The organism is Tautonia rosea (assembly GCF_012958305.1).
GTDB lineage: Bacteria > Planctomycetota > Planctomycetia > Isosphaerales > Isosphaeraceae > Tautonia > Tautonia rosea.
Window position 1 is genome coordinate 24,357 of sequence record NZ_JABBYO010000022.1, and the last position, 25,992, is coordinate 50,348.

Consider the following 25,992-nt stretch of genomic DNA (forward strand, 5'->3'; position numbering starts at 1 on the left):
ATTCCGATCGATCAGGACCGGACCGCCTCTCATGATGCCGCATGTTGCTCACGACTCACGGACCTATCGCCGACGATCCGCCCTGGCGGCGGCTCTGCTGGCCCTGCTCGCCATCGGCGCCGGCCCGGATCGACCTCAGGCCGTCTGGGCCGTCAAGGATCGCGAGGCCCGACAGCCCCAGGTGACGATCGCGGCCGACGGTCGGGTCTATCTCGCCTTTGGCTCCGGGAACGAGATCCGCGTAGCCTCCTCTGACGACGGAGCCCGATCGTTCTCGGATCCAGTCCCGGTTGGCACTCTCGGAATGTTGGCCCTGGGAATGCGGAGAGGCCCCCGCATCGCAGCGGGGCAGGGGGCGGTGGTGGTCTCGGCCATCGGCGGGGCAGGGGGAGGACCGTATGGCGGCCTGAGCGCCGGCGATCTCTGGTCGTGGCGATCGACCGATGGCGGCACGACCTGGTCGGAGCCGATCCGGCTCAATCAGATCGAAAGCTCCGCCCGCGAAGGGCTGCACGCGATGGCCGGCGGGCCTCAGGGTCAGATTGCCTGCGTCTGGATCGATCTCCGAAACAACCGCGCTCACATCCGAGGCGTGCTCTCGACCGACGGCGGCGCGACCTGGGGGCCTGAGATCCTCATCCACCAGTCTCCCGAGGGGCCCATCTGCCCCTGCTGCCACCCCTCGGTCGCCTTCGGCCCCGATGGCAGCCTTTATGTGATGTGGCGCGATGCCATTTCCGGCGCCCGAGACATGTACCTTTGCCGATCGCTCGACGGCGGCAAGACGTTCGAACCGAGCCAGAAACTCGGCCTCGGCACCTGGCCCCTTGAGGTCTGCCCGATGGACGGTGGCGCGATCGCGGCCGGTCCCGAGCGGCAGGTGACGACGGTCTGGATGCGCGACGGACGACTCTATTCCGCCGATCCCGGCCAGCCCGAACGCCTGCTCGGCCCCGGTGTCCAGGGCTGGGCCTCCTGGGGACCAAGCGGTCCGTTCCTCACCTGGCTTGATCGCCGTCCGGGCCGGCTGCTCGAATTGCGGCCCGGCGACACTGAGCCGATCGAGCTGTTCCGATCGGCCAACGACCCGAGCGTCGCCTCCTCGATCAACGGCCAGGGGCCGGTCGTCGCGGCCTGGGAGGCCGGCCCCGGAGGCTCTGGGATCTTCGTCGCTCGACTCGACGAGCCAGGCGATCACGATGCCGAGTGATCGACGGTCGCCTCAGCACCTCCCGACGATTCCTTCCAGCAGGCGGCGATCCGGGCCGCTCAGTACAGAATCCCTCCGATGCAAAGAGTCAGCGCCACGAGAAACCCAGCAAACCAGAGCCAGGCGGCCGCGAAGTTCCCCCCCTCGGCCGAGGTCGCCGCGATCACCCCCCAGCAGATCCAGAAGATCCCTCCCAGGGGCGCCGCGTAGATCGAGAGGAATAAGATCGAGTATCCAAGCCCCCACGCGACGTGATACGACTCATGCCAGGAAAACAGGGGGTAGGCAAGCACGTTGACCGCGATCGGGACCAGAACAAGGCCGACCGCCGCCGATACGCCCGCACGCGCCCAGGTGAGCAGGAGACTCGGGCTGTCCGGGTGTCGTGATGGCATCGGATCAGCTCCGTTGAGGGTGGGGCTGGCCTGCGTCTACGTTACGCCCGGCAGAGGCGATGAGGGGGTGCCTCGGACGGCGACTGCCCAACAGTGTACCAAGTTGATGTGATTCCCGGCCCGAAGCGTGCCACCCTGGATGGAACCGATTGGCCCGGACGCTTGACAACCTGACCCCGTCCGGGATACTCCGGAAGCCATGCTCCGCTCAGATCGAGCGGGGCATGCCGCGGCGCTCGCGGCTTTTTTGGATCGCTCCGATCACCCAACCCCCGACGGCCCCGCATTTCCATGCCTGCGATCGACTCGAAGACCCTGGATATCCTCTGGCACGACCCCGACGCCCGCGAGATGGCCCTCCGCCGGGTCGTCGAGGAGCGCCTGGCCGAGAACCCGCCCCCGAGGTCCGACGATCACATCGTCGCCACCTATTTCTTCGCCTTCCGGACCGAATCGCTCGGCGACGCGGTCAAGGAAATCGCCTACCACGCCACGAGCGGCATCAAGGACCCGCCCCCCGGCTCCTTGCTCGCCGAATGCACCGCCACCGCCGCCGGGGTCGATCCGTTCGACTCGACCGGCCGCATGGGCCTGCTGCATATTGCCTTCCCCCTGAAGATGATGCTCCAGGAAGACGGCCACCTCACCTCCGTCGACCTCCTGCACACGACCGCCGCGGCCATCATCTTCGACGTGTATGAGAATCAGGACGCTCGACTCATCAGCCTCCAGATTCCCGACAAGGTCCTCGCCACCTTCCCCGGCCCGGCCTACGGCCCCTTCGGCCTGCGGAAGATGACCGGCTTCGACGACGGCCGCCCCGCCTTCGGCACCATCCTCAAGCCGACCGCCGGCGTAACCCCCGACGACATCGACCGCATCGTCGGCGAGGTCGCCGGGTGCGACCTGCTCATGTTCATCAAGGAAGATGAGGATCTGTATCCCAATCTCCCTTACTCCCCCGTCGCCGAGCGGATGAAGCGGGCCAAGGCGGCGCTCGAACGAGTGAAGGACCAGCGAGGCGGGCTGGGGATCGTCTTCGCTCCCCACGTCACCGGGGCACCGAACGAGATCCTGGAGACCGTCCTCGCCGTACTCGAAGCCGGTGCCACCGGCGTGATGTTCAGCGAGACCTTCACCGGAGGCGCCGTCCGCATGGTTCGCGAGGCGACCCGGCACCTGAGCCACCCTCCGGCGATCTACGGCCACAACGCCGGGATCGGCACCCGCACGCGGGCCATCTGGCGCGAGGTGATCGACCTGCTCGCCCGGCTCGACGGCATCGACTTCCGCCAAACCGCCCCGGTCAAGCCCGGCACTCCCTTCCTGCGGCCCTATGGCGCCGAGTGGGCCGCCTCCGAGATCGCCCTCTCGCGCCCCTTGCCCGGCGGCCTGAACCCGACGATGATCGCCCGGGCCGGCGCGCTCGACCAGGGCAACGTCATCCTCAACCTTCAGGACGCCGAGCGCCGAGGCCTGACCGACCACATCCTCTTCCTGGCCGGATCGGCCATCAACTCCATCAAGGACGACTCGGGCAAATACGAGCCGAAGCTCGGCGCCGAGGCCATGCGCGAAGCCCTCGACGTTCACCGCTCCGGCGCCATGGCCGGCGTCCCCGCTGAAAAGCACCTCGACGAACTCTCCGCCCTGGCCGACCGGCAGAAGCTCGTCGCGCTCAAGCGAGCCCTCCGCCAGCGCTATCCCGATCGGGTCAGCTAAATCGCCCCTCCGATCAGCTCCCTCGCACCTCTCCGGCTCGTCTCCAACCCTCACCCCCGCAAGCGGGGGTGAGGGTGGCCGAAGGCCGGGTGAGGGGGGGCTGGACGAAACGCCGGGCTGGACTTCGAACTCACACACCCCTCACCCCGGCTCTCTCCCCGCGAGCGGCGAGAGGGGGAAGAGCATGTCTACCGATCACGATCAAACCGTTCAAGCATGATCCGCATTCACATAAAACGACTCGTCGGAAACAGTATAGCGGACCTCCATCTCGGGGGTCTCGACCACCTGACCCTCTCGGAACAGCGACGTCACACCGGCCAGCGTCATGCCCGAGGTCAACAGGGTCCGTTCAGCCGGGTAGGGGGCCTTGTTCTCGATCACCATCCGCTCAATGTGATGCACGAGCGGATTGAAAAAATCGGCCGTCGTGGCCGATCGGCCGGGCATCGGCAGGTGCATCTGGCAGGAAACAATGCGGTCTTCGTCGCCGATCAGACCCGCATAGGTAAAATCTTGCACCGGGCACATGAACAAGGTGGTCTTGAACCCGTCGCGGTGCTCAATGAAATACGCAAACGCGTTCGGGAAGTTCCGCCTCGCCCACTCAATCGAAGGGGGATCGGTCGGATACCCATTCACGACCGGTAGCGTATGGCTGCGACTCAGCGCCGCCAGGAACAACCGGGTCGTCGTTTCGCGCTGCTCGACCCGGTCCCACACTGCCTTGCCGCGTAGGGCCTGAACGCTCGCAATACCCACTTCGCCCCCGTTGCGACGCTCCGACATGCACTGCGCCGTTTCCAGGCCGTGGAAGTCGTAGCTGTCGGCTCCCCCGTAACCGACGCAAACGCTCTCGGTCAGGTTGGCATCATACGGCATGTCCACCGCAGGCAACCGCCAGGTGACCGGCAACGACGACCCGGCCAGGAAGGGGAAGTCGAGTCGCTTCGCATCCTCGACCATCTCGACGCACTCGGCCCATTTTGTCGAAAGATGCTTATCATTGAATACAGGTACACTTCGGCCCGACTGCTCGAAAACCGAGACAATTTGCTTGAAGAAATCATAACGTGGATACCGCGTCTGCCCCATCTCGTTGCGCGGGTAACGCCCATGCTCACCGATGACGACCACGCCATCGACCGCCAGCGATCCGGTCCCCATCGTCAGCGAGTCGGCAATGCTCGGATAAATCGGCACATCGAACCGCGCGGCCTGATCGCGGATCAGATCCCCTTCGGGATACTGGTCGATGTAGAGCGAAACCAGATCCACCTCGGGACGGTGCCAACCACCCTTCCAGGCATAGCCGAGCAAAAACCGATCAATAAAATGCTGCGCATGAGAATGCGTGCGCACTTCGGTCCCGATCAAGGCGATTTTCTTCCGCTCCTGGTTCGGAGTGCGGACGATCGGGGCGGCTCCCAGAGACGTCCCGGCAGCCACGGCAGCGGTCGAGGCCAGCAACGTTCGGCGCGTAAAGGGAGTGGATCTTGGTCCGGTCATGAGCTCGGCTCCGGGGGATCGGTCGGTGGGAGACTGCGGGGAGGGTTCCCCTGCGCGTGACAGGGGGAGGGCGGGATCAGTCGATTCGAACCTTGCGAAGAGGGAATCGCGCCACGGATGAAACACGGATCATCGTTTCTGTCGGATTCGCAGCAAGACCGCGACGGCCATCAGTCTTCTCTGCGCTCATCCGTGTTTCATCCGTGTTTCATCCGTGGCTCCGTTTCTTCTTTTTAACTCAGGCTCCGAGCGACCAGCCTTCGCGATACTCTCGGGTCAGGAAGGGCTCGGCTTCGGGGGCGTTGGTGGCGCGCATGGCGTCGGCGTCCCACTCGATCTTGCGACCGACGCGGTAGGCGACATTCCCGAGGTGGTTCGCCTCGGTCAGCCAGCCGCCGTACTCGAAGTTCGACCCGGTCGGCGAGCCGGTCTTACAGGCCTCAACCCACTCGGCATGGTGGCTGGCAGGTCGGGTGAGGAACGGATCGGGGGGCGTGAAGCCCTCAAACATGTCCTCGGGGAGCAGCGCATACTTCCCATAATCAGCCAGCAGCATCCCCTTGTCGCCCACGAACAGGACACCGCTGTTCCACTGCGGGATGGTGCCGTCCGTCCACGCTGGAGGCTTCTCGTCCCCTTGATACCAGGTGAGCGTGACGGCGGGCTGATCCCCCCGGGAGCCGTACTCGTAGACCGCTCGCATCGACGCCGGGGCAATCTCCGGGTGCGGCGGCGGACCGAACGCTTCGACCGTCAACGGGGCCCTCAGGTCGAGCGCCCAGAAGGGCAAGTCGTTCCAGTGGCTCCCCAGGTCGCTCATGGTGCCGTTGCCGAAGTCCCACCAACGATACCACTTCGGACCCGGCCAGTAGACCTCGTGAAACGGACGCTCGGGCGCCGGTCCGAGCCAAAGATCCCAGTCGAGCCCCTCGGGGATCGGCGAGGAATCGGTTGGCCGATCGGTCACGTAAACGATGTCGCGGTTCCGCTCGGCGGCCTCGGCCGATTGAAGCCCCCAGGCGCGGCCGACCCAGACGTGTGCCTCGCGCACCGGCCCGATCGCGCCGGTCTGGATCATCTCAACAACACGTCGGTAATTCTCTCCGGCGTGAATCTGCGTGCCCATCTGGGTCGCCACGTTGGCCTTCGCGGCCGCCTCGCGCAGAATGCGGGCCTCGGCAACGTTATAGGACAACGGCTTTTCCAGATACACATGCTTGCCCAGCAACAAGGCCGGCAAGGTGGCCGCGGCGTGCGTGTGCTCAGGGGTGCTGACGACCACGGCATCGAACCGGTTCGCATCGTCGTACACGCGGCGGAAATCGGTGTATCGTTTTGCCTTCGGATGTTCACGTGCCGCACGATCCACGGCGGGCTCATAAACATCACACAGGGCAACGATATTCTCGGTGGCCACCTGGCTGAGGTTGTGGCCGCCTCGGCCTCCGGTGGCGATCACCGCGATATTGAGCTTCTCGTTCAGGTTCCGGCCTCGAACGATCGCCGGCGCGGCAATCACGCCGAGCGAGGCCCCCGCCGCCGTTCGCAAGAAGCGGCGGCGCGAGGGCTTCGAGGAGGTCAACCGATCGGCCGGTGGAGGCGTCGCGTCGATCATGGCGGGGCTCCTTGGTTCGGTCCATCCACGAATCCGGTCCCATGCGGTCCGGTGATCCGAGCGATGCGACGTCCGAGCCTAACGCCTCCCGAGCCGATTCCCAAGGGCCTACCGCGAGGGTTCGGGAGGTGAAGGGGGCACCTCCGGCGACGACCCGATCGGCCTTCGAAGCTGCTCCCAGAGCCGGGGCAATGCCCGGAGCAGCCGTCTCCAGAGCCTCCGAACAAGCGGGAAGACCGCGATCAACGCAAGCAAGACGATCAGGGTCGGGAGCGCCCGCTCTGACACGAAGACGACGAAGTTCTCGGCCGAGGTCCGAAGGTCGGTAACCGAACCGCTCCAGGCCCGTGCGACTCTCGTCCGAAAGTCCGGAACCACGGGAGCCGCCGGCGTATAGTCTTCCCGCTCGCGGAGGTTGACCGTCACGGTGGCCAGGCTCGACAGGTTCTCCAGCACCCGCAGGCGGCCTTCCATCTGCTCAATTTCCCCCCGCACCCGGCTTAGCTCAACCTGAACCTTCAACACGTCTTCGAGCTGTCCGCTGCGTTCTTCGAGGATCTTGAGAATCGTTTCTTCCTCAACCTTTTTATTCCGAATGCGGGCCTCGATGTCGTAAAACTGCTCGGTCACGTCCTGTGAGGTCCGCACGTTGCGCTTCAGCTCGCCGAGGCCAAGCAGTTCTTGCACGAACTCCTCGAACTGATCGACCGGCACCCGCAGCTTCCACTTCGCCGATCGCTTCGAACCGGGAGATCCGGTCACGTCCTGTTCGGCAATGTACCCCCGATACTGCTGAACCAGGGCAACCAGCCGCTCGGCCGCCGGATCGAGATCCTCGACTTCAAGATCAATTTGTGCATCGTAAATGATCTTGCGATTGAAACCGGCCTCGCCGGGGAGCGGCGCGTCTTGCGCCTGCATCGGATCAGCCCCGCCCATCATTCCCATCATCGCGAGGGGTTCGGGGCGATCCGAAGTCGGCGCGGTCGCGAAGCTCATCACCGAGTCTTCCATCGCGTACTCGGCTGCGGCACCTGTCGCTTGCCGCGACAGGCTCCGGGGATCGGCCGCTCCGCAACCGGAGTGAACCAGGATGAGCAACACCAGCAGACCAGGAATCGAGCGCATGGGAGTCGACGCCTCAATCACGAAGGGATTTCGAACAGAAGGGAAGGGCAGGGGAGCACCTCGGCCTTCGGGTAAGGCCCCCCTCAAAAACGCGAGACGCTGTAAAGATTCATACGAGTGTCGAGGGCACATCGTTGAACCGATTCACCCGATCGCCAGCGAATTGATCCCTCCAAAGACACCACGTTCCTCGAACTTCACGATCAGACCTCCCGATTCCTTAGGCAATTCCCATTTTCTCGAACTGGTGTCGAGAGTCGATCGAGGGTTGGTCCCTCGCGTCTGTGGTCGTTACACTAAATCGGTCACCAGATTGGAACACGACCGCCATTCCCTCCCTTCCCGCAGAGGCCATCGTGTCGAAGGCACCGAAGACGAAAGCAAAGACAAAACGGCCGGGCAAGGAGCCAGGCCATGCTCCCCCCCCGGGCCGCTCAACGTCGTGGACAATGCCGATCGTACTGACGGCAATCGCCCTCTCAACGGCCACGCTCGGTCTGTTTGTCTGGAATCGCGGACTGGCCGAGGAGCGGAACGAGGAGGAGCGGGTCGCCGCCTTCTTCGAGGCCGAGCGAGCCAGGAACGCGACGCCGAAGGCATCCTCCCCCACCTCCGAGACCGCGCCCGAACTCCAGCGATCCGGCCATCTCATCAACGACGCCTCCCCCCCCGGTCCTCCTCCCGACGAGGGAATGGTCTGGATTCCCGGCGGCACCTTCTGGATGGGAACCGACGATCGCCAGTTCCCCGACGCCCAGCCGGTCCACCTCGTCACAGTCGACGGCTTCTGGATGGATCAGACCGAGGTGACAAACGCCCAGTTCCAGGCATTCGTCGATGCCACCGGCTACGTCACCGTCGCCGAGCGTCCCATCGACCCGGCCGATTACCCCGGCGTCGCTCCCGAGAACCTCGCCCCCGGCTCCATCGTCTTCAACCCTCCCGACCACCCCGTTCGGCTCGACAACGCCATGCAATGGTGGGCCTGGAAGATCGGAACCGACTGGAAGCATCCAGAAGGCCCCGAATCGACCATCGACGACCGCATGGATCACCCCGTCGTTCATCTGGCGTTTGAAGATGTGCTCGCCTATGCCGAATGGGCCGGCAAACGCTTGCCGACCGAGGCTGAATGGGAATTCGCCGCCCGAGGCGGCCTCGATCGCGCCACCTACACCTGGGGCGACGAACGCCATCCCGACGATCAGCCGATGGTCAACAACTGGCAAGGCCAGTTCCCGATGGAGGACTCCGCCGAGGATGGCTTCGCCGGCATCGCCCCCGTCGCCCAGTTCCCGGCCAACGGATTCGGCCTCTACGACATGGCCGGCAATGTTTGGGAATGGTGCGCCGACTGGTACCGCCACGATTACTACCAAACCAGCCCCGAACTCAACCCCACCGGCCCAAGTGATTCGCTCGACCCTATGGAACCCGGCATTCCCAAGCGTGTTCAGCGCGGGGGATCGTTCATGTGCAGCGATCTTTACTGCGTCCGCTACCGGGTCGGGACCCGAGGGAAGGGAGCCATCGACACCGGCAATCCGCACGTCGGGTTCCGCTGCGTTGCCGATCCGAAGATCGCGACTCAGCCCTGACCCTCCCTCCTCCGAATGACCCGTGATCGAACCCGGTCCCACCCTCGCCCGACTGGCCGGTCGAGCGAGGGGCTTTTGTGCCCATGTTGTCCTAAATCGACATGAGCATCCCTCGCCAAATAAACCGAAGTCTCAACCATATCTACAGTTCCGACACACTCGTCGCACCACGCCCCGATCTTCACCATTCCTTTGTTTGACGTATGGAAGAGACCCCGACTATCTCTGGTTCCATCAATGCCCCGTATGGGTACTTGACATCCTCTTTGAACGTATTCGCTGTTGGTTCTTTTGAGGGACAATTGGAATGATGACTCGATCGTTTATTCTTGCTGCAGTGGTGATGATGTCCGCAGGGGTCGCCCAGGCCGAGACGATCGTCTCGTGGGCCACTTTCGGCCAACCAGGAAATCAGGATTTCACCCCGGTTCTCAATGAAGCCGCCGGCGTGACCGGCACGAACATGACCCGAGGCGCGGGCCTGACCCCGAACCCCGGAAACAACTCCTTCAACTCGGCCGGCTGGACCGGCGAGGACACCGACTACATCGAATTCGGCTTCTCGGTCGACGCCGGGCTGTTCGCCAGCCTCGACTCGCTGTTCCTTGGTTCCCGATCGTCGAACACTGGTCCGGGAACAATCGGCGTATTTACATCGCTCGATGGCTTTTCCTCATCGATCTTCGAGATTCAGCAAAGCGGCACGAACTTCACCAACTCGATCATCGACCTTTCCAGCCTCGGCCCGATTACCGGCGACTTCTCCCTGCGGCTGATCCAGATCGGCACGACCGCTGCCAACGGCGGAACGACCCTGGCCGGCGGGAGTTTCCGGATCGGTGATTACTTCGACGGCTCGACCTTCACCACCCTCCAGATCACGGGCGAAATCCGGGCCATTCCCGAGCCTTCGAGCGTTGTCTTGATGGGCCTGGGGATCGCCGGACTTGCCAGCATGGCTCGGCTTCGTCAGCAGAATTCCTGACACACGCCTTCCCCAAGCCAACAAGACTCCCCCGCTCGACGCCGATCGGTTCTGAAAAAAGGCCACCCGCCGCCGGGTGGCCTTTTGCTTGCGCCCCGAACATAATGGCGACCGATTCCCAAAGCGCCAGGCCACGGGTCGCGGCCGGCGGCTCCGCTCCCCTCTTGAAGTGTCGACCAAAACGCGAGGATCGCCCCGATGACGGTTCGAACCGCCTCCAAGCGTTGCGTCTTGCTTGTGTTCCTCTGCCTGACCAGCATCGCCCAGGCCCGGCAGACGGAGCCAAACCTGAAACTGCCCCGCATCGACGGTTCGAAACCTCGCAACGTGGTATTCATTCTCTCGGATGATCACCGGTTCGACGCCATGAGCTTCCTCGGCCATCCGTTCGTCGAAACCCCCAACATGGACCGGATTGCTGCCAACGGCGTCCATCTGAAAAACGCCTTTGTGACAACCTCGCTCTGCTCGCCGAGCCGCGCCTCCATTCTGACCGGCCAGTACGCTCACAATCACAAAGTTGTCGATAACAACAACCCTGTCGCCGAAGGAACGGTCTTCTTCGCCCAGTACCTTCAGGAAGCCGGCTACGACACCGCCTTCATCGGCAAGTGGCACATGGGAGGCGGCTCCGACGACCCCCGCCCCGGCTTCGACCGCTGGGTGAGCTTCCGAGGGCAGGGGAGCTATCTGCCCAGTCCCAACGGCCTGAACGTCGACGGCGAGCGCGTGCCCCAGAACGGCTACATCACCGACGAGCTGACCGACTACGCCCTCGACTGGCTCAACGATCGGACCAAGGACACTCCCTTCTGCCTCTATCTCTCTCATAAAGGGGTGCATGCCGAGTTCATCCCCGCCGAGCGCCACGCCGGCCGATACGAGAACGCTCCCTTCGACGCCCCCGAAACCATGGACCCCTCTCCCGAGCGGACCAAACACCGCCCCATGTGGGTCAAGAACCAGCGCAACAGTTGGCACGGCGTCGAGTTCCCCTATCACAGCACCCTCGACGTCGCCGAATACTACCGCGATTACTGTGAAACCCTCCTCGGGGTCGATGACAGCATCGGTCGGGTGCTCGATTCCCTGGAAGCGATGGGAGTCCTCGACGAAACCCTTGTCATCTACATGGGCGACAACGGCTTCGGCTTCGGCGAACACGGCCTGATCGACAAGCGCGTCGCCTATGAATGGTCCATGCGCGTACCGATGATCATGCAATGCCCCGACCTTTTTCCGGCCGGAACCACCGTCGAACAGGTCGTTGCCAACATCGACATCGCTCCCACCATCCTCGAAGCCGCCGGCTTGCACGCTCCCGAGCACATGGACGGCAAGAGCTTCCTGAAACTCGGCGCGGGCGAGGACATCCCCTGGCGCGACGCCCTCCTTTACGAATACTACTGGGAACGCAACTTCCCCCACACGCCGACCATCTTCGCCCTCCGAACCGATCAGTACAAGTTCATTCGTCCTCACGGCCTCTGGGATCTCGACGAACTTTACGATCTCCAGGCCGACCCGAACGAGACGACGAACTTGATCTTCAGCGAGGAGCATCAGGAGTTGATTCCGCAGCTCAAACGGCAACTGTTCGAGACCCTCGAACAAAGCGGTGGCATGGCCATTCCCATCTACCCCGACCGCGGCGGATCGCAAAACCTCCGGAACGCCGACGGCTCTCCTGCCGCGGAGTTCCCCAACGAGCTGCTCCGTTCCCTGCCGCCCGGCAGCGATCGCCGCTGACACCCCACCGACCCCTCAGAGGGAGCGTCGATTTCCGGCACGGAGGACCCTCTCCCCCCCAACCCTGGAGTCCGCGACCATGTCCGATCCCATCGTTCCCAGCTCGTCCCCCCTGCGCACGATGATTCGCAACGAACTGAGCGAGATTCGAGCCAACTGGGTCGGCTTTCTCGCCCTTGGCGTGGTCCTCATCGTGCTTGGCTCGCTCCTGATCGTCGTCCCCTGGATCGGCACGCTGGCGGCGGTCTGGATGCTCAGTATCCTCCTGATTCTCAGCGGGATCACTGAGTTCGTCGCCGCGTTCTGGGTCCGTCGCTGGAGCGGCTTCTTCCTGGCCCTGCTCGCCGGAGTCCTTTACGTGGTGGTGGGGGTGCTCATTTTCGACCGCCCGGCAGAGACGGCCGAGGTCCTGACCCTCATCATCGCCGCCTTCCTCGTGATTGGCGGGGTCTTTCGCATCACCGTAGCCCTGACCTTGAGATTCGAAGGCTGGGGCTGGACCGTCGCCAGCGGGGTGCTCTCCACGTTGCTCGGCTTGCTGATCTGGCGGCAATGGCCCGAAGCGAGCCTCTGGGTCATCGGCCTGTTCGTGGGGCTGGAAGTCCTGTTCACCGGCTGGACCTGGGTCATGCTCGCCATGCTCCTGCGACGGCTGCCCAAAGCCTCATAAAAGGAAACTCGAAATCAATCACCCCTCTCCCCGATCCGGAGTGATTTTTGATGAGTTCGTCGATTCCCTTGATCCTCGCCCTCGTGGTGGCCGCTCCGGTTGTCGGGCCTGACGACTCGAAGCCGGAGCGGCCCAATGTCCTCTTCCTCGCCATCGACGACCTGAACGACTGGGTCGGTTGCCTCGGCGGCCACCCGCAGGTCCAAACGCCCCACATCGATCGCCTGGCCCGTCGCGGCACCCTGTTCACCAATGCTCACACCCAGTCGCCCCTTTGCAACCCCTCGCGGACCAGTATTTTGACCGGTCTTCGCCCCTCGACGACCGGCATCTACGGCCTCGCCCCCTGGTTCCGGACGGTCGACGAGTTCGCCGAGGTCGTCTCCCTTCCTCAGCATTTCCGAAGCCACGGCTACACCGCCCTATCGACCGGCAAGGTCTACCACGGCGGCTATCCCCCTCCTCCCGATCGCCCCCGAGAGTTCGACTCCTACGGCCCTGCCGGCGGGGTCGGCGTCCGGCCCGACGAGAAGCTCATCGGACCGACCCCCGGCGGCAACAACCCCTTGATGGACTGGGGCACCTTCCCTCACCGCGACGAGGACAAAGGGGATTATCAGGTCGCCTCCTGGGCCGTCGAACAGCTTGAATCCGGCATCGACGAACCCTTTTTCCTCGCGGCCGGCTTCTTCCTCCCGCACGTCCCCTGCTACGCAACGCAGCAATGGTTCGACCTGTATCCCGATGAAAGTCTCATCATGCCTCGGGTCTTCCGTGGCGATCGGCTGGATACCCCCGAGTTCTCCTGGTACCTCCACTGGTACTTGCCCGAGCCTCGTCTCTCGTGGATGGAGGCGAACGGCCACTGGCGATCCCTCGTCCAGGCCTACCTTGCGAGCATCAGCTTCGTCGATGCCCAGGTCGGCCGCGTCCTCGACGCCCTCGACGCCTCCGGCCACAGCGACGACACCATCATCGTCCTCTGGTCCGACCACGGCTATCACCTCGGCGAAAAGGAGATCAGCGGCAAGAACACGCTCTGGGAGCCCTCAACCCGCGTCCCGTTGATCGTCGCCGGTCCCGGTGTTCCCGAAGGCCAGCGCTGCGATCGCCCCGTCGAACTGCTCGACCTCTTCCCAACCCTCATCGACCTTTGCGCCCTCTCCCCTCGGCCAGGAATGCCGCTCGAAGGCCACAGCCTCGTTCCTCTGATCAACGACCCGACCGCCGATCGCCCCTGGCCCGCCATCACCACGCACAATCAGGGCAATCACGGCATTCGCACCGATCGCTGGCGGTTCATTCGTTACGCCGACGGCTCCGAGGAACTCTACGACCTTCAGGTCGATCCCGAGGAATGGACCAACCTCGCCCTCGACCCCTCCTACGAGCCGATCCTCGCCGAGCATCGCCGCTGGCTCCCCTCCGTCGATCGCCCTCCCGCCCCTGGCAGCCAGCATCGCGTGCTCACCTTCGACGGCAATACCGCCATCTGGGAAGGCGCTCCCATCATCCCTTCTGAGAAGATGCCCTGACCCTCCGACGACCGAGGCCCATGATGCTCATCCGTCTGATTGCCTGTCTTCTGCTCTCAACCCCGATCCTCGCGGCCTCGGCCGCAGAGGATCGCCCGCCAAACGTCGTCATCATCTTCACCGACGACCAGGGCTATGCCGATGTCGGTGTCCTCGGGGCCGAGGGATTCGAAACCCCTCACCTCGACCGGATGGCCGCCGAGGGCCGCACCTTCACCAGCTTCTACGCCGCGCAGGCCGTCTGCTCCGCCTCCCGAGCCGCCTTGCTCACCGGTTGCTATCCCAACCGCATCGGCATTATCGGCGCCCTCGGTCCTGGGTCCAAAACCGGCCTGAACCCAAACGAAGTCACGATTGCCGAAATGCTCAAACCTCTCGGCTATGCAACTGCCATCTTCGGCAAGTGGCACCTCGGCGACGATCCGCAGTTCCTTCCCACTCGCCACGGCTTCGACGAATACTTCGGCCTGCCCTATTCGAACGACATGTGGCCGAATCATCCGACCGCCGGCGATCGCTACCCCCCGCTCCCCCTGATCGAGGGCGAGGAGGTCATCGAACTCAACCCCGATCAACGCAATCTCACCACCTGGTACACCGAGCGTGCCGTCTCATTTATCGAACGAAACAAGGATCAACCCTTCTTCCTCTACGTTCCCCACAGCATGCCCCACGTCCCCCTCTTCGTCTCCGACAAGTTTGATGGCAAGTCGGAACGAGGGCTCTACGGCGACGTGATCATGGAGATCGACTGGTCCGTCGGTCAAATCCTCGACACCCTCCGCCGCCTCGACCTGAGCGAGAACACCCTCGTCGTCTTCACCTCCGACAACGGCCCCTGGCTCTCCTACGGCGACCACGGCGGCTCTGCCGGACCCTTGCGCGAGGGCAAAGGAACCACCTTCGACGGCGGTCAGCGCGAGCCGACCCTCGCCTGGTGGCCCGGCCATATTCCGGCCGGGACCTCCACCGATGAACCCGCCATGACCATCGACCTCCTCCCCACCATCGCCGCCCTCACCGGCGCCTCGGTCCCCGATCACCCGATCGACGGCCTCGACATCTCCCCGCTCCTGCTCGGCGATCCCGACGCCCGATCCCCGCACGACGCCCTCTATTTCTACTGGGCTCGCGAGCTTCAGGCCGTTCGCTCCGGCCCCTGGAAGCTCCACCTGCCCCACGACTACCGCAGCCTCAACGGAGACGGCGGCTCCGGCGGCCAGCCCGCGCCTTACATCTCAAGAACGATCGGCCTGGCCCTGTTCAACCTCGACAACGACATCGGCGAATCGACCGACGTGAAGGATGATCACCCCGAGGTCGTCGATCGGCTCCAGGCCCTTGTCGAACGTGCCCGGGCCGAACTGGGCGACACGTCCACCGACCAACAGGGCTCCGGAGTTCGTCCTCCGGGGCGGTTGTGAGTTGCATCGCGACGACCGTCAGGGCATTCTCAGAGGCGATCGCCAACAGAGGAGGCCCTGCCCATGCTTCGCTTGCCGCTCGCCTTTGCGTTGACGATGATGCTCGTCGCCCCTGCCGACACCGAGGCCCGCAACCCGGAGCGGCCCCCGAGCATCATCGTCTTCCTTGCCGACGACGTCTCCTGGAAGGATTTCGGCTGCTACGGCCATCCCACCATCCGCACGCCGAACATCGACGCCCTGGCCGCCAGTGGCCTGACCTTCGCCAACGCCTTCCTCACCACCTCCTCCTGCAGCCCAACCCGCATCAGCGTCCTCACCGGCAAATATCCCCACGCAACCGGTGCGGAAGATCTGCACATGCCTCTTCCCGAGCATCAACCCTTTCTGCCCACTCTGCTCAAGCGCGCCGGCTACCACACCGGCCACATGCTCAAAACCCATTACGGACCCGCCGGAGATGCTCAGTTCGACTGGTACGCTCGCCAGGTCGACCGCTTCCCCGAATTCCTCGACGAGGCCGGCGACCAACCCTTCTTCCTCTGGGTCGGGTTCCGAGACGCCCACCGTCCCTACCAACCCGGCGCCATCGACACCCCTCACACCGAGGCCGACGCCGTCGTTCCCCCTTACCTCGCCGATACCCCCGAGACCCGTGCCGACCTCGCCCTCTACTACGACGAGATCGCCCGGATGGACGGCGACATCGGCACCATGCTCGCTGAACTCGACCGCCGCGGCCGCACCGACGACACCCTCGTCGTCTTCTTCGCCGACAATGGCATGCCCTTTCCCCGCGCGAAGGGAACCCTTTACGATTCCGGCATCGGCACCCCATTGATTGTCAAATATCCCGCGTCGATCGAGCCCGGCACCGTCCACGAAGGACTCGCCAGCGTGATCGACCTCGCCCCCACGTTCCTCGAACTCGCCGGCCTCCCCGTCCCCGCCGACATGCACGGGCGAAGCCTGACCCCCGTCCTTGCCAACCCGAGCCGCCCCGGCCTCGACGCCGTTTTCAGCGAGCGGAACTGGCACAACTGCGATCAACACATGCGCAGCATCCGCACCGATCGCTACAAGCTCATCCGCAATGCCTACACGGACGTCCCCTACGGCAACCCCTCCGACGTCAGCAGTTGCCCCTCCTGGGACGCGCTCCAGGCCCTCAAGAGCCGCGGCGCCCTCACCCCCGCCCAGGCCCAGCAATTCCAGATCCCTCGGCCTGAGATCGAGCTGTTCGACCTCCAGTCCGACCCCGACGAGCTGACCAACCTCGCCGGTCGTCCCGAATACGCCGCGATCGTCCTTGACTTGAGCGGCCGGCTCGACGACTGGATCGCCAGCACCGGCGACTTCCCGCCAACCAACCGCCGTCGTGCTGACAACACCAACCGCATCACCGGCGAGAAGTTCACCAACGAAATCGCCCCAATGACCGACCCCCTCCCCTCCGGCTTCGGCCGCCGTTGAGAACGTTGACCCATGTTCATCGGATATGTCAGTGACGAGCGCTACGTCGCCCTCCCCGACGTTTCGATCACCTTCGAAGGTCCCTCCGGATCCGTCTCTGCCCAATCTCAGGCCGACGGCTCGGTTCATGCCGCGCTCCTCCCCGGCCCTTACGTCGTCACCCTGGCGGCCTCGGGATTCGGATCGAAGCGGGTCCGGCTCAACCTCCCCACCACCCGCCCGCACCATTTCCGCCTCCTCTCCGATCGCCTGCTTGGCTACGCCTGGCCGAAGTGGGTCCGATCGGGCGAAGAATCCGAATTCCGCGTCCACTCTCCCGAACTCTACCGCCTCGACCTCTACCGCTACGGCCGCGAAGTTGAACACATCCGCAATCTTGGCTGGCACGACGAGCATGGCCCCCGCGCCACCGCTCAAATCACCCCCGATGGCGACTACACCCAGGCCGGCGTCGCCTGGAACCGCGAAGGCTACGCCAGCCCCGTCCATCGCCAGTACGCTACCGCCCCCGACCGATCCGGACTCTATTACTTCCACGCCCGGACCAACTCCGGGCGGCATTTCGCCTTCCCCTGGGTCGTCGCCCCGGCCCGGCCCTCCGCCCCCATCGCCTTCCTCGCCGCCACGATGACCTGGAACGCCTACAACGCCTTCGGCGGCCGGAGCAACTACATCAGCCCCGACCGTCTCCCCCTCCAACCCACCGTCAACGCCCGTCAGGAACTCCGCCGCTACACCGACCCCAACCACGTCACCTACGACGCGGACTCCTATGCCCCTTTGTCGTTCGACCGCCCCGAGCTGGTCAATGACATCGACCTCAACGAACGCCCCGAGGACCCCATCCAAGGGCGCGCCTCCTGCCACCTCGCCCCGAGTGAGTGGCGCATCCTCTCCTGGCTCGAACGCGAAGGCCTTGCCCACGACGTCTACGCCGACAACCAACTCCACGACGGCACTCTCGACCTCGACGCCTACCGCGTCCTCGTCCTCGCTCCCCATCCGGAATACTGGACGAAGCAAATGTATGATCGTGTGAAAGCCTGGGTTGATCATCGAGGAGGCCGCGTCATTTATCTCGGCGGCAACGGCGTCAACTGCGAGGTCACCCTCCCCGACCCCGACACCATGATCGTCCACAACGGCCGAGAATCTCAGGTCTACCCCTGCGGCCTCGACAGCCGCTTCCACCTCACCACCGGAGTCTCCGAAGCCACCCTCCTCGGCGTCGCCTTCACCTACTCCGGCGCCATGACCGCTGCCCCTTTCCGCGCCACCGAGGCCGATCACTGGGCCTTCGCCGGCACCGGCCTCGCAAACGGCGACCGCTTCGGACTCAAAAGCCTGCACATGCGTTGCGACGGCGGCGCCTCGGGCCACGAAACCGACAAGGTCACGCCCCACTCCCCCCCCGGCGTCCGCGTCATCGCCCGGGGAGAGAACATCGACGAGGGCGGCGCCCATCTCTCCCTCTACGCCTCCCCGTCCGGCGGCGCCGTCTTCGCTGCCTCCTCAATCACGTACCCTGCCTGCTTGCTTGTGGATGATTCGATTTCCACCATCACGAGCAACGTCTTCCGCCGGTTCCTCGACGAGGGGCCGGTCACGCCCTGAAGGATGTTCGCATGAAGATCGCAAGAATCGAAGCCATTCCCGTCTCCGTCCCGCTCAAGGCGGGCCTCACTACCAAGACCGCGCACGGCGACCACATCACATCCGACTACGCCATCATCCGCGTCGTCACCGATGAGGGGGTCGTCGGCCTGGGCGAGGCGACCGTCTCCGCCATCTGGAGCGGCGAGACGAGCCAGTCCACCGTCGCCGCGGTCGATGCCTTCCTTTCCCCGGCCCTCCAAGGCATGGACCCGACCCGTCTGCACTCCTGCCGCGCGGTCATGGACCGCGCCCTCAAGGCAAACCCCTTCACCAAGGCCGCCGTCGAGATGGCCCTCTGGGACGTGGCCGGCAAGGCCGCTGGGGTCCCGGTCCACCAGCTCCTCGGCGGCAAGGTCCGCGACCGCATCCGCACCAAGATGATGATCGGCGCCTTCGACCCTCCCCAGGCCGTCAAGCTCGCCGAAACCTTCCTCGGCTGGGGCGTCACCTGCCTGAAGGTCAAGGTCGGCATCGACCCGGTCGGCGACTTCGCCCGCGTCAAGGCCGTTCGCGAGGTCGCCGGTCCCGACATCCCCATGACGGTCGATGCCAACTGCGGCTGGGATGTCCCCGCCGCCCGCCTGGCCCTCCGCCTGCTCACCCCGCTCGACCTCCTCGTCGCCGAGCAGCCGCTCACCCCCGCCCTCGACGACGCCACCCGAGAGCTGCGCACCATCGGCCCCGCCATCATGGCCGACGAGAGCGTCTGGACCGCCATCGACGCTATGCGCGTCTGCCGGACCCAGGCCGCCGACGTCATCAGCCTCTACCCCGGCAAGAACGGCGGCCTGCTCGCCTCGATCGAGATCGCCCACATCGCCGCTGCCGCCGGCCTACCCTGCCACATGGGCAGCAACCTCGAACTCGGTATCGCCAGCGCCGCCATGATCCACCTCGCCGCCGCCGTGCCCAACATCAAGAGCGAGCGCTTCCCCGCCGACATCCTCGGCCCCAAGTACCACGAGTCCGACCTGCTCACCACCCCCCTCGACCTCGGCCCCGAATCCGCTGGCGTTCCCGATTCTCCCGGCCTCGGTATCGAACTCGATGAAAGTTTACTTGAACGCTTTCGCGTTGATCGCTGAGAGTCAACCGTGACCTTCCCTTCGATCCGCGTAACTGGTTTCGTACCGATCTCTGCCGACCCGGCTCCGCACTTCACCAACCCTCGCCCCCGCGTGCGGGGGAGAGGGTGGCCGAAGGCCGGGTGAGGGGGCCGCACCGCGGATAATCCCCACCCGCAAAGGCATCATATTTTATCCAAGTTTATTTATCTTTCAATCCAATCGCCCGATCGAACAGATTCTTCGTAATCCGCTGCACCCGCTCGTCCGGCCCATGCGGTCGGCTCCAGTGCGACCAGGGCAACACATGACCCGGGGGAGACGACAGCCCCTGCGCCCAGAAAATCGTCGAGGCGTTGAAGACAAAGTTGTCCTTCGGCCCCGGATAAATCGTCGCCGTCCATTGCTGCGGACGCTCACCACCGACCCAGGCGGTTCCTGCAGCCACCACCTCAAGCCCTGGAATCTCCGCCGGGTCGCCGTGATATTCCCAGCCGATCAGGCCCGGAATCCGGTCCCCCGCCTTCACGCCCGTCCCTTCGAAGATCCAATGATCCGGCTTCGTAATGATCCAGTCGCCGCCACCGTTCACCGGCTCAACATTGCGGGCACCCATGAGCAACCCTTCATCCGGACCTCGCTCGGGGAAAGGACCGTGGTCTCGTTCCCGATTCACCGCGTAATCATTCTCCGCGCCATACGGCCCGCCTCGGAAGATGATCCGATTCGGCCGGCCGTCCGAGCTGGGCGAGAACGGCGTCACCCAGCAGACGCTATTCCCCGAAAAGAACATCAACGACACCCCGGCATCCCGCATCGCCTCCACACTACGGAACTGCCGAATGTCCCAGTATTCGTCGTGCCCCACACTCACGAACGTTTTGCACATCAACCCTCGATCCGGCGTGATCAGATCGCTGTTGGAACAATAGGTCACATCATACCCATGCTGTTCCAACCAGTAGGCCAGAGGAAATTCGAACGGCAAGAACTCGCCCGATCCGAAGGTCAGGGGATCATTCACAACTCCGTTGAACTGCGCTTCCCTCCCGTACGGTCGGTCGAAGCTGACATTGGCCCAGGGCCCCTGATTGCCCTTCGGATGCGTGTAGACCGAATAATTGTTCGGCCATGTGTTGTAGGCCTGCCAGGTGTTGTCGGAGCACTGAAACAGGATGTCGGCCGGTCGGTCATCCGTCACAATGAATACCACATAGCTTTGCCAGTAGGGCCGATCCTCCGCCTCCGGAATCGTCGTCAGGCGTCCGAGATACACCCCGCTCACCCAGTCGTCCGGAATCGTTACCGTTGCTGATGGCTTCCATCGGCATTCATGAACATTCTTTTCCCCAGGTTCTGGAATGGGCTGAGCAATCCCTTCGATCGGTCCAAGGGTGGTCATCAGCCGAGCCCCTCGCCCGCCGTAATAGCCCATCCGGAAGATCTCAACCGTGAAGGGACGAGGCGGGTCCGTCGAGATCATCAGGTCGATCGACTCTCCTGCCTTCACACTCTGTTTCGAGCAATACCCCTCGATCCAGGGCGACCGAAACCCCCCACCATCCGGGCGAACCCGCGTAAGCTGCCAGTCGGTCGCTCCTGGCTTCGCATTCTCCTGGCGGATGATCGACGAGCGAGTGTCGGGTAACGTCCCGACCAGCAACATCGCGGAAAGCATCAAGCAACTGACGTTCATAGGTGCGATTCCTCAACTTCGTTCGGGGTCGGCCTCAGTTCAATAGCTCGGAGGTCCATCAGCGGCCCCCGGGGTCTCACGGCTGGCCGAATCTCCAGACGGTGCCGACCCTCGCCCAGTGTCACCGTGCCAACCGTAATTCGCTTGTAATCATCCCAGCTTCCGGTTCCCACCACGCTCCCGGCCACGCGATCGGCCCCCACCTCGATCACAAAGGCCCCTCCCGCGCCCTCGTCCGGACAGGCCCATTCGAGGCTCAGGTCGTACGTTCCCGCCTGGTCGATCTCGAATGTCCAGGCCGCGCGATCGTTCTCCTGAATCCACCAGCCGAGGTTTTGATGCGTCGGTTCAAATGTCAAGCGATTGCCATAGATCTCCGCCGTATCGGCCGAGAGCCGAACGACTCCCCCCCGCCCGGGAGATACCCGTGTTGGCCGATTGCCAGGCACCTCGTTCGGACGCAACCCATGTTCACAAAGAAACGCGATCAGATGCGCAAGCTCCTGAAATTGTATATCTTGCTCCATTCCTTCCGGCATCAACGACTGTCCCGTTGTTGCAATCTCCTCGATCTCAGAGCGGAGTAAGGTATCGCGCTCTCCCCCTTGCCGGAGCAAGGTCACGGCATTCGACGTCTCCTCGGCAATCAACCCCGAGACCACCCGACCGTCGGTCGTGGCCAGGGTGTACGCCGCGTATCGCGCCTCGACGGCCCGGCTCGGATCCAGAATCGCCACCAGCAGGGCCTCAGGAGATCGGTCGGAAAGAACCGTCAGATCCGGCCCCACGGCAACCCCTTCACCGTCGAGTTGGTGGCAGGTCGAGCAGTGTTTCACGAAGACCGCTCGACCAACCTCCGGATCACTCCCCATCGCCAGCACCCGCCGAACCCGCGAAACCACTTCCGTTCGTTCCCCGTTCGAAGCTCCCCAGAGCCGTTCCGCACGCTCCCGGATCGCCGTATCCCGATGCCCCATCAACTGAGCCCGATGCGATGGCCCGACCTCGGCTGCGGGAATCTCCCCTTCCTCGAATGCGTCGAGCAACGCATCACGCCAGGCGTCTCGACCCAGCAACGTGTCAAGAATCGCCGATCGGAGGGTCGGACCGTGCCCCTTCCATCCCTTCAGCAGCAACTCGGGAACCTCCTCCGAGCCGAGCCGACTCACGGCATCCACCGCCGCCCGCGCAATCGCAACCGATTCTTGTGGACGGAGCAGGGCGGCCAGCACGACCCGGTCGCGGGTCCTTCCCACCGGTTCCCGACCCAGCAACCCGATCGCCGCAAGCCGATCCTCCTCCGCACGCGACTCCTCGGCCGCCACCTCCCGCGCGCGCTCAACGAGCGGCCCGATTCGCTCCACTTCTCCTTCCAGCGAGGCCGAAGGCTCCGACCATCGCGCAAGCGGCAATCCCAGGCGGCCCGCCTCATCGAGTAAGCGTGCCAGCATTTCCATCGCTGCCGGTTCATCCCGCTCCGAAACCTCACCAATCGCATTCACGAGTGACCGCACCAGACCCGCCGGCCCCTCAGGCCCTGCTTCGCGGGCCGCGGCAGCAAACAACGGTCCAATCCAGAGATTTGCAGATGATTGCTTTCCGTTGTTTTGTGTGAGCATTGCCGACAGAATCGCCGTCGCATGCAACCGTGCCGAACTGAGCACTGCCACACGAAACCAGGGATCGTCACCGTCACGCAGTGCAATGCGTGCCAGGGCTTCTCCCGCCTGGAGATCTGGCCAGTCTCCCAGCGCCAGCGCCGCCGCGAACCGCACGCGAGGCGAGGGGTCGTCCGCCTGACTCGCGATACCCGCAGCAACCTCGTCGTTATCCCAATCGCCTAACCGCGTTGCCAGGATTGCCGCCCGACGGACCTCGGCGTGGTCGTCGACCAGTGCTCGGCGGACCGACCCCGCGTCCAGACCTCCGAGACATGCAAGCGTCCAGATCGCCTGGACTCGGACTTCGGGCCGTCGACTGATGCTGATCAACTGACGCAATGGGCCAAGAGCAGCCGGATCCTCACGATGCATCAACAATCGCTGGATCGTATCACGTTGCCAACCGTTCGGGCTGTCCATCGCGTCCACAAGCCCCACCGTATCGAGCTGGTCGAGCTTGGGGATCGGCCGAGGCGATCGATCCGACGGGAGCACACGGTAGATGCGTCCTCGGTCCTCTCCGGCCCTCAAGTTGAGCTGGCGCTCCCAGTCGTCCGGGATCCACTCGGGATGCTCGATGACCGCACGCTGCATGTCGGCAATCCAGAGTGCCCCATCCGGACCGGTCCGGATCGAGGTCGGTCGGAACCAGTGATCGGTCGAGGCGAGGAACTCCGCCGTCTCCTCCCCCTCCGCCCGACGCCCAGAGTAGGTCGCCCCCTCCGACTCGAGGACCATTCGGTGAACAAGATTATGAACAGGCTCACTGATAAACAAACTCGATGAAAATGCCGGACCGAACAGGTCGTCCCGATACGGTTCGGGGCTACAGGCCGAGGTTGCCCGGTTCGCCGATCCGGGATCGTTGAAGCGGGCCAGAGTCTGGCTGACTGGGTAGAGTCGTGTGTCCGGTTCGAGTACCCGAGTCGTCGCCGAGGCGGCGAACGCTCGATTGCGCCTCAGGTCGGCATCACTCAGGACCACATGCCAGGCCCAGAGGGAATTGGTGTTGATCAACCAATCTCCCCAATCGTTACGCCTCCTGCCGAACTGCGACCGACCGCTCTCGGGTTCGATCGCCCCATCGTCCGGCCGGAAGCGAATATCGCGGCCCCGGACCTCGATTTCGGCCTCGCTCCGGGTCGATCGCACCGTACCGCCATCGGCGTCCGCCGCGTGCACCCACCCATCGAGCGCCAGCGAGAACCCGTTCACCCGATGCTGGGGGTTCGCCTCAGCCAGCCCGGTGTACAGGACCTCGACCCGGTCGGCTCGACCGTCCCCATTCGTATCCTCGGTATAACGAATCTCTGGCGCACAGGAGATCAAGACCCCCTCACGCCAGGGCATGATTCCATTGGGGTAGGGAAGCCCATCGAGAAAGACGGTCGAGGTGTCGTACGAGCCGTCTCCATCTTTGTCTTCGAGCACGCGGACCCGGCCACCCCCCTCGGTCCCAAGCGGATAGTCCGCCATCTCGACGACCCAGAGCCTCCCATCGGCCGACCAGTCAAACGCAACCGGGTCCTTGACCAGCGGTTCGGCGACGACCAGCTCGACCTTGAAGCCTTCGCGCACCTGAATACTCGCCAGCCCCTCGGCCGGCGACAGCCCCGTACCGGAAATCAGTTCCGGTTCCGGTTCCTGTCCCCGGGAAATCCCCGAGAACATCAGGGCGATCGCGGTCATCAGGGTGAGCAGACGGGGGGGCTGGAGCCTCATGGCAAGCACCTCCTCAACGGGCCAACGCAGCGGTCAGGGCAAGGGACGGGCGGGCGGCGATCCTCGGAGTATACCCGTCGCCCCAACGCCGGAGCGACCCGCTACGCCCCGTTGCCGACGGAATCGCCTTCGCATCAGAGTTCTGGTCTGGCGTGTTGATCCTGGGATCCAGACCCCAGCGGGGACAACCACCCCTTACGACACAAAGCCTTTTTTCAGATGGACTTACAGAAAACCGCCCACATCGTTCACCGAATTGGCACGCCCTGTGTATTTGATTCCACCCGAAAGGCGACCCTTCGATTCGTGAAGGGCGCAGGGTGAGGAAATCGAGCCGGTTGAGCAGCAGAAGGCATTCGGGTCTGTCGAATCCGAGGCCCGCCCCGCAACCCGGCCCGACCTCCGTCCGGAGGACCGTCTGCCGCGATCACATCGCAACAGGAGAGAGCACCATGTCGAGGATGATGATGACCGCAACCGTGATGGCGAGCCTGATGGTCGCGTCCTTCTCGGGAACCCCCGCGCAGGGGCAGATTCTTGACCGCAGACTCCCACCGATCGGCCTCGGATCGCCGGGCTTCGATCGGTACGAGGCTTACCGAGCACCCTTCGGGTTCGACGGGTTGGGAGCCGTTTCCCCAACCTCGGCACACCGGCAAAGGTCGGCCTTCCACGGCCATCCGGGACAGGTCGACCCGTACGGCGTCGAGTTTGGACACCCGGTCCCAGGAGGCTTTCCGACCGGTGGCTTCCCGACCGGCCTCGGCTTCGGATCGCCCGGCTTCGATGGTCGAGGCGGTGTGAGAGGGGCCTGCCCTCCAGGTGCTGCCACGCCGGTGATCGGCCTGGTCGATCAGTTGATCGGTGAGGTCGGGGCGTTTCTCCAGGTCTTCGGGCCGACGGCGCACATCGTGCCGCAGGGGGAGCGGATGTACCGCGACGCGCTCGACCTCTATCAGGCGGCCGTCGGCTTCCGCCAGGCGGCGCTGAGCGGAGCACCGCCGCACGAGTTAAGACGAATTCATACTCAGATGGATCGATCGTGTGGGCGGCTGGTGGGTCGGGTCAACTCGGTCGCTCGGTGCAGGACCGGCCCGAACATCGAGCAGGTCCGATACATTGGCGCCCTCTGCCATCAGCTTCGGTCGTTCCTCTGATTGAGAACGCCTGGGGAACCGGC

Annotated in this window: 18 protein-coding genes; 12 read left to right on the top strand and 6 right to left on the bottom strand. The window is 64.3% G+C overall.

What is annotated here, in order from left to right; genetic code table 11:
• Positions 1-31: 31 nt before the first annotated feature.
• On the top strand, positions 32-1,210 hold the full coding sequence (locus HG800_RS24985) for a sialidase family protein (RefSeq protein WP_169980733.1): 1,179 nt from the start codon (positions 32-34) through the stop codon (positions 1,208-1,210).
• A 59-nt stretch (positions 1,211-1,269) separates the two neighbouring features.
• Here the strand turns inward: HG800_RS24985 and HG800_RS24990 are convergent, their stop codons facing one another.
• Positions 1,270-1,605, bottom strand: a complete 336-nt coding sequence (locus tag HG800_RS24990; protein WP_169980735.1) for a hypothetical protein — start codon at positions 1,603-1,605, stop codon at positions 1,270-1,272.
• Positions 1,606-1,896: 291 nt separating this feature from the next.
• Between HG800_RS24990 and HG800_RS24995 the strand changes: the two genes are divergently transcribed.
• Complete coding sequence (locus tag HG800_RS24995; RefSeq protein ID WP_169980737.1) at positions 1,897-3,327, top strand: RuBisCO large subunit C-terminal-like domain-containing protein; 1,431 nt, start codon at positions 1,897-1,899, stop codon at positions 3,325-3,327.
• A gap of 210 nt (positions 3,328-3,537) precedes the next feature.
• Here HG800_RS24995 and HG800_RS25000 read toward each other — a convergent pair whose 3' ends face one another.
• The 3 genes from HG800_RS25000 to HG800_RS25010 form a co-directional block, all read right to left on the bottom strand.
• Positions 3,538-4,836, bottom strand: a complete 1,299-nt coding sequence (locus HG800_RS25000; protein ID WP_206352447.1) for a hypothetical protein — start codon at positions 4,834-4,836, stop codon at positions 3,538-3,540.
• A gap of 238 nt (positions 4,837-5,074) precedes the next feature.
• A complete protein-coding gene (locus tag HG800_RS25005) occupies positions 5,075-6,451 on the bottom strand; it encodes a Gfo/Idh/MocA family protein (protein WP_169980739.1) in 1,377 nt (458 codons plus the stop codon).
• A gap of 108 nt (positions 6,452-6,559) precedes the next feature.
• Positions 6,560-7,579, bottom strand: coding sequence for a DUF4349 domain-containing protein (locus HG800_RS25010; protein WP_169980741.1), 1,020 nt, complete (start codon positions 7,577-7,579; stop codon positions 6,560-6,562).
• Positions 7,580-8,028: 449 nt separating this feature from the next.
• Here HG800_RS25010 and HG800_RS25015 point away from each other — a divergent pair, with 449 nt between their 5' ends.
• From HG800_RS25015 to HG800_RS25055, 9 genes are all read left to right on the top strand, one after another.
• A complete protein-coding gene (locus tag HG800_RS25015) occupies positions 8,029-9,177 on the top strand; it encodes a formylglycine-generating enzyme family protein (protein WP_169980743.1) in 1,149 nt (382 codons plus the stop codon).
• A 307-nt stretch (positions 9,178-9,484) separates the two neighbouring features.
• Positions 9,485-10,162 carry a PEP-CTERM sorting domain-containing protein gene (locus tag HG800_RS25020; protein ID WP_169980745.1) on the top strand — a complete coding sequence of 226 codons (678 nt, stop codon included), beginning with the start codon at positions 9,485-9,487 and terminating at the stop codon, positions 10,160-10,162.
• Positions 10,163-10,360: 198 nt separating this feature from the next.
• Positions 10,361-11,911, top strand: coding sequence for a sulfatase family protein (locus tag HG800_RS25025; protein WP_169980747.1), 1,551 nt, complete (start codon positions 10,361-10,363; stop codon positions 11,909-11,911).
• Positions 11,912-11,990: 79 nt separating this feature from the next.
• The gene (locus HG800_RS25030; RefSeq protein WP_169980749.1) at positions 11,991-12,581 is read left to right on the top strand and encodes an HdeD family acid-resistance protein; all 591 of its coding nucleotides are present in this window, start codon (positions 11,991-11,993) and stop codon (positions 12,579-12,581) included.
• Between the two features lie 50 nt (positions 12,582-12,631).
• Positions 12,632-14,116, top strand: coding sequence for a sulfatase (locus HG800_RS25035; protein WP_169980751.1), 1,485 nt, complete (start codon positions 12,632-12,634; stop codon positions 14,114-14,116).
• Positions 14,117-14,136: 20 nt separating this feature from the next.
• Positions 14,137-15,540, top strand: a complete 1,404-nt coding sequence (locus HG800_RS25040) for a sulfatase family protein (protein WP_169980753.1) — start codon at positions 14,137-14,139, stop codon at positions 15,538-15,540.
• A 63-nt stretch (positions 15,541-15,603) separates the two neighbouring features.
• Complete coding sequence (locus tag HG800_RS25045; RefSeq protein ID WP_169980755.1) at positions 15,604-17,013, top strand: sulfatase family protein; 1,410 nt, start codon at positions 15,604-15,606, stop codon at positions 17,011-17,013.
• A gap of 12 nt (positions 17,014-17,025) precedes the next feature.
• A complete protein-coding gene (locus tag HG800_RS25050) occupies positions 17,026-18,627 on the top strand; it encodes a carboxypeptidase-like regulatory domain-containing protein (protein ID WP_169980757.1) in 1,602 nt (533 codons plus the stop codon).
• A gap of 11 nt (positions 18,628-18,638) precedes the next feature.
• Positions 18,639-19,754 (top strand): mandelate racemase/muconate lactonizing enzyme family protein, encoded by a 1,116-nt coding sequence (locus HG800_RS25055; protein WP_169980766.1) that lies wholly within the window; start codon positions 18,639-18,641, stop codon positions 19,752-19,754.
• 181 nt (positions 19,755-19,935) lie between these two features.
• Here HG800_RS25055 and HG800_RS25060 read toward each other — a convergent pair whose 3' ends face one another.
• Together HG800_RS25060 and HG800_RS25065 are read right to left on the bottom strand one after the other, a co-directional pair.
• The gene (locus tag HG800_RS25060; protein ID WP_390622664.1) at positions 19,936-21,399 is read right to left on the bottom strand and encodes a N,N-dimethylformamidase beta subunit family domain-containing protein; all 1,464 of its coding nucleotides are present in this window, start codon (positions 21,397-21,399) and stop codon (positions 19,936-19,938) included.
• A gap of 26 nt (positions 21,400-21,425) precedes the next feature.
• The gene (locus HG800_RS25065) at positions 21,426-24,812 is read right to left on the bottom strand and encodes a PVC-type heme-binding CxxCH protein (RefSeq protein ID WP_169980768.1); all 3,387 of its coding nucleotides are present in this window, start codon (positions 24,810-24,812) and stop codon (positions 21,426-21,428) included.
• A 452-nt stretch (positions 24,813-25,264) separates the two neighbouring features.
• Between HG800_RS25065 and HG800_RS25070 the strand changes: the two genes are divergently transcribed.
• Positions 25,265-25,969 (top strand): hypothetical protein, encoded by a 705-nt coding sequence (locus tag HG800_RS25070; RefSeq protein ID WP_169980770.1) that lies wholly within the window; start codon positions 25,265-25,267, stop codon positions 25,967-25,969.
• Positions 25,970-25,992 lie beyond the last annotated feature (23 nt).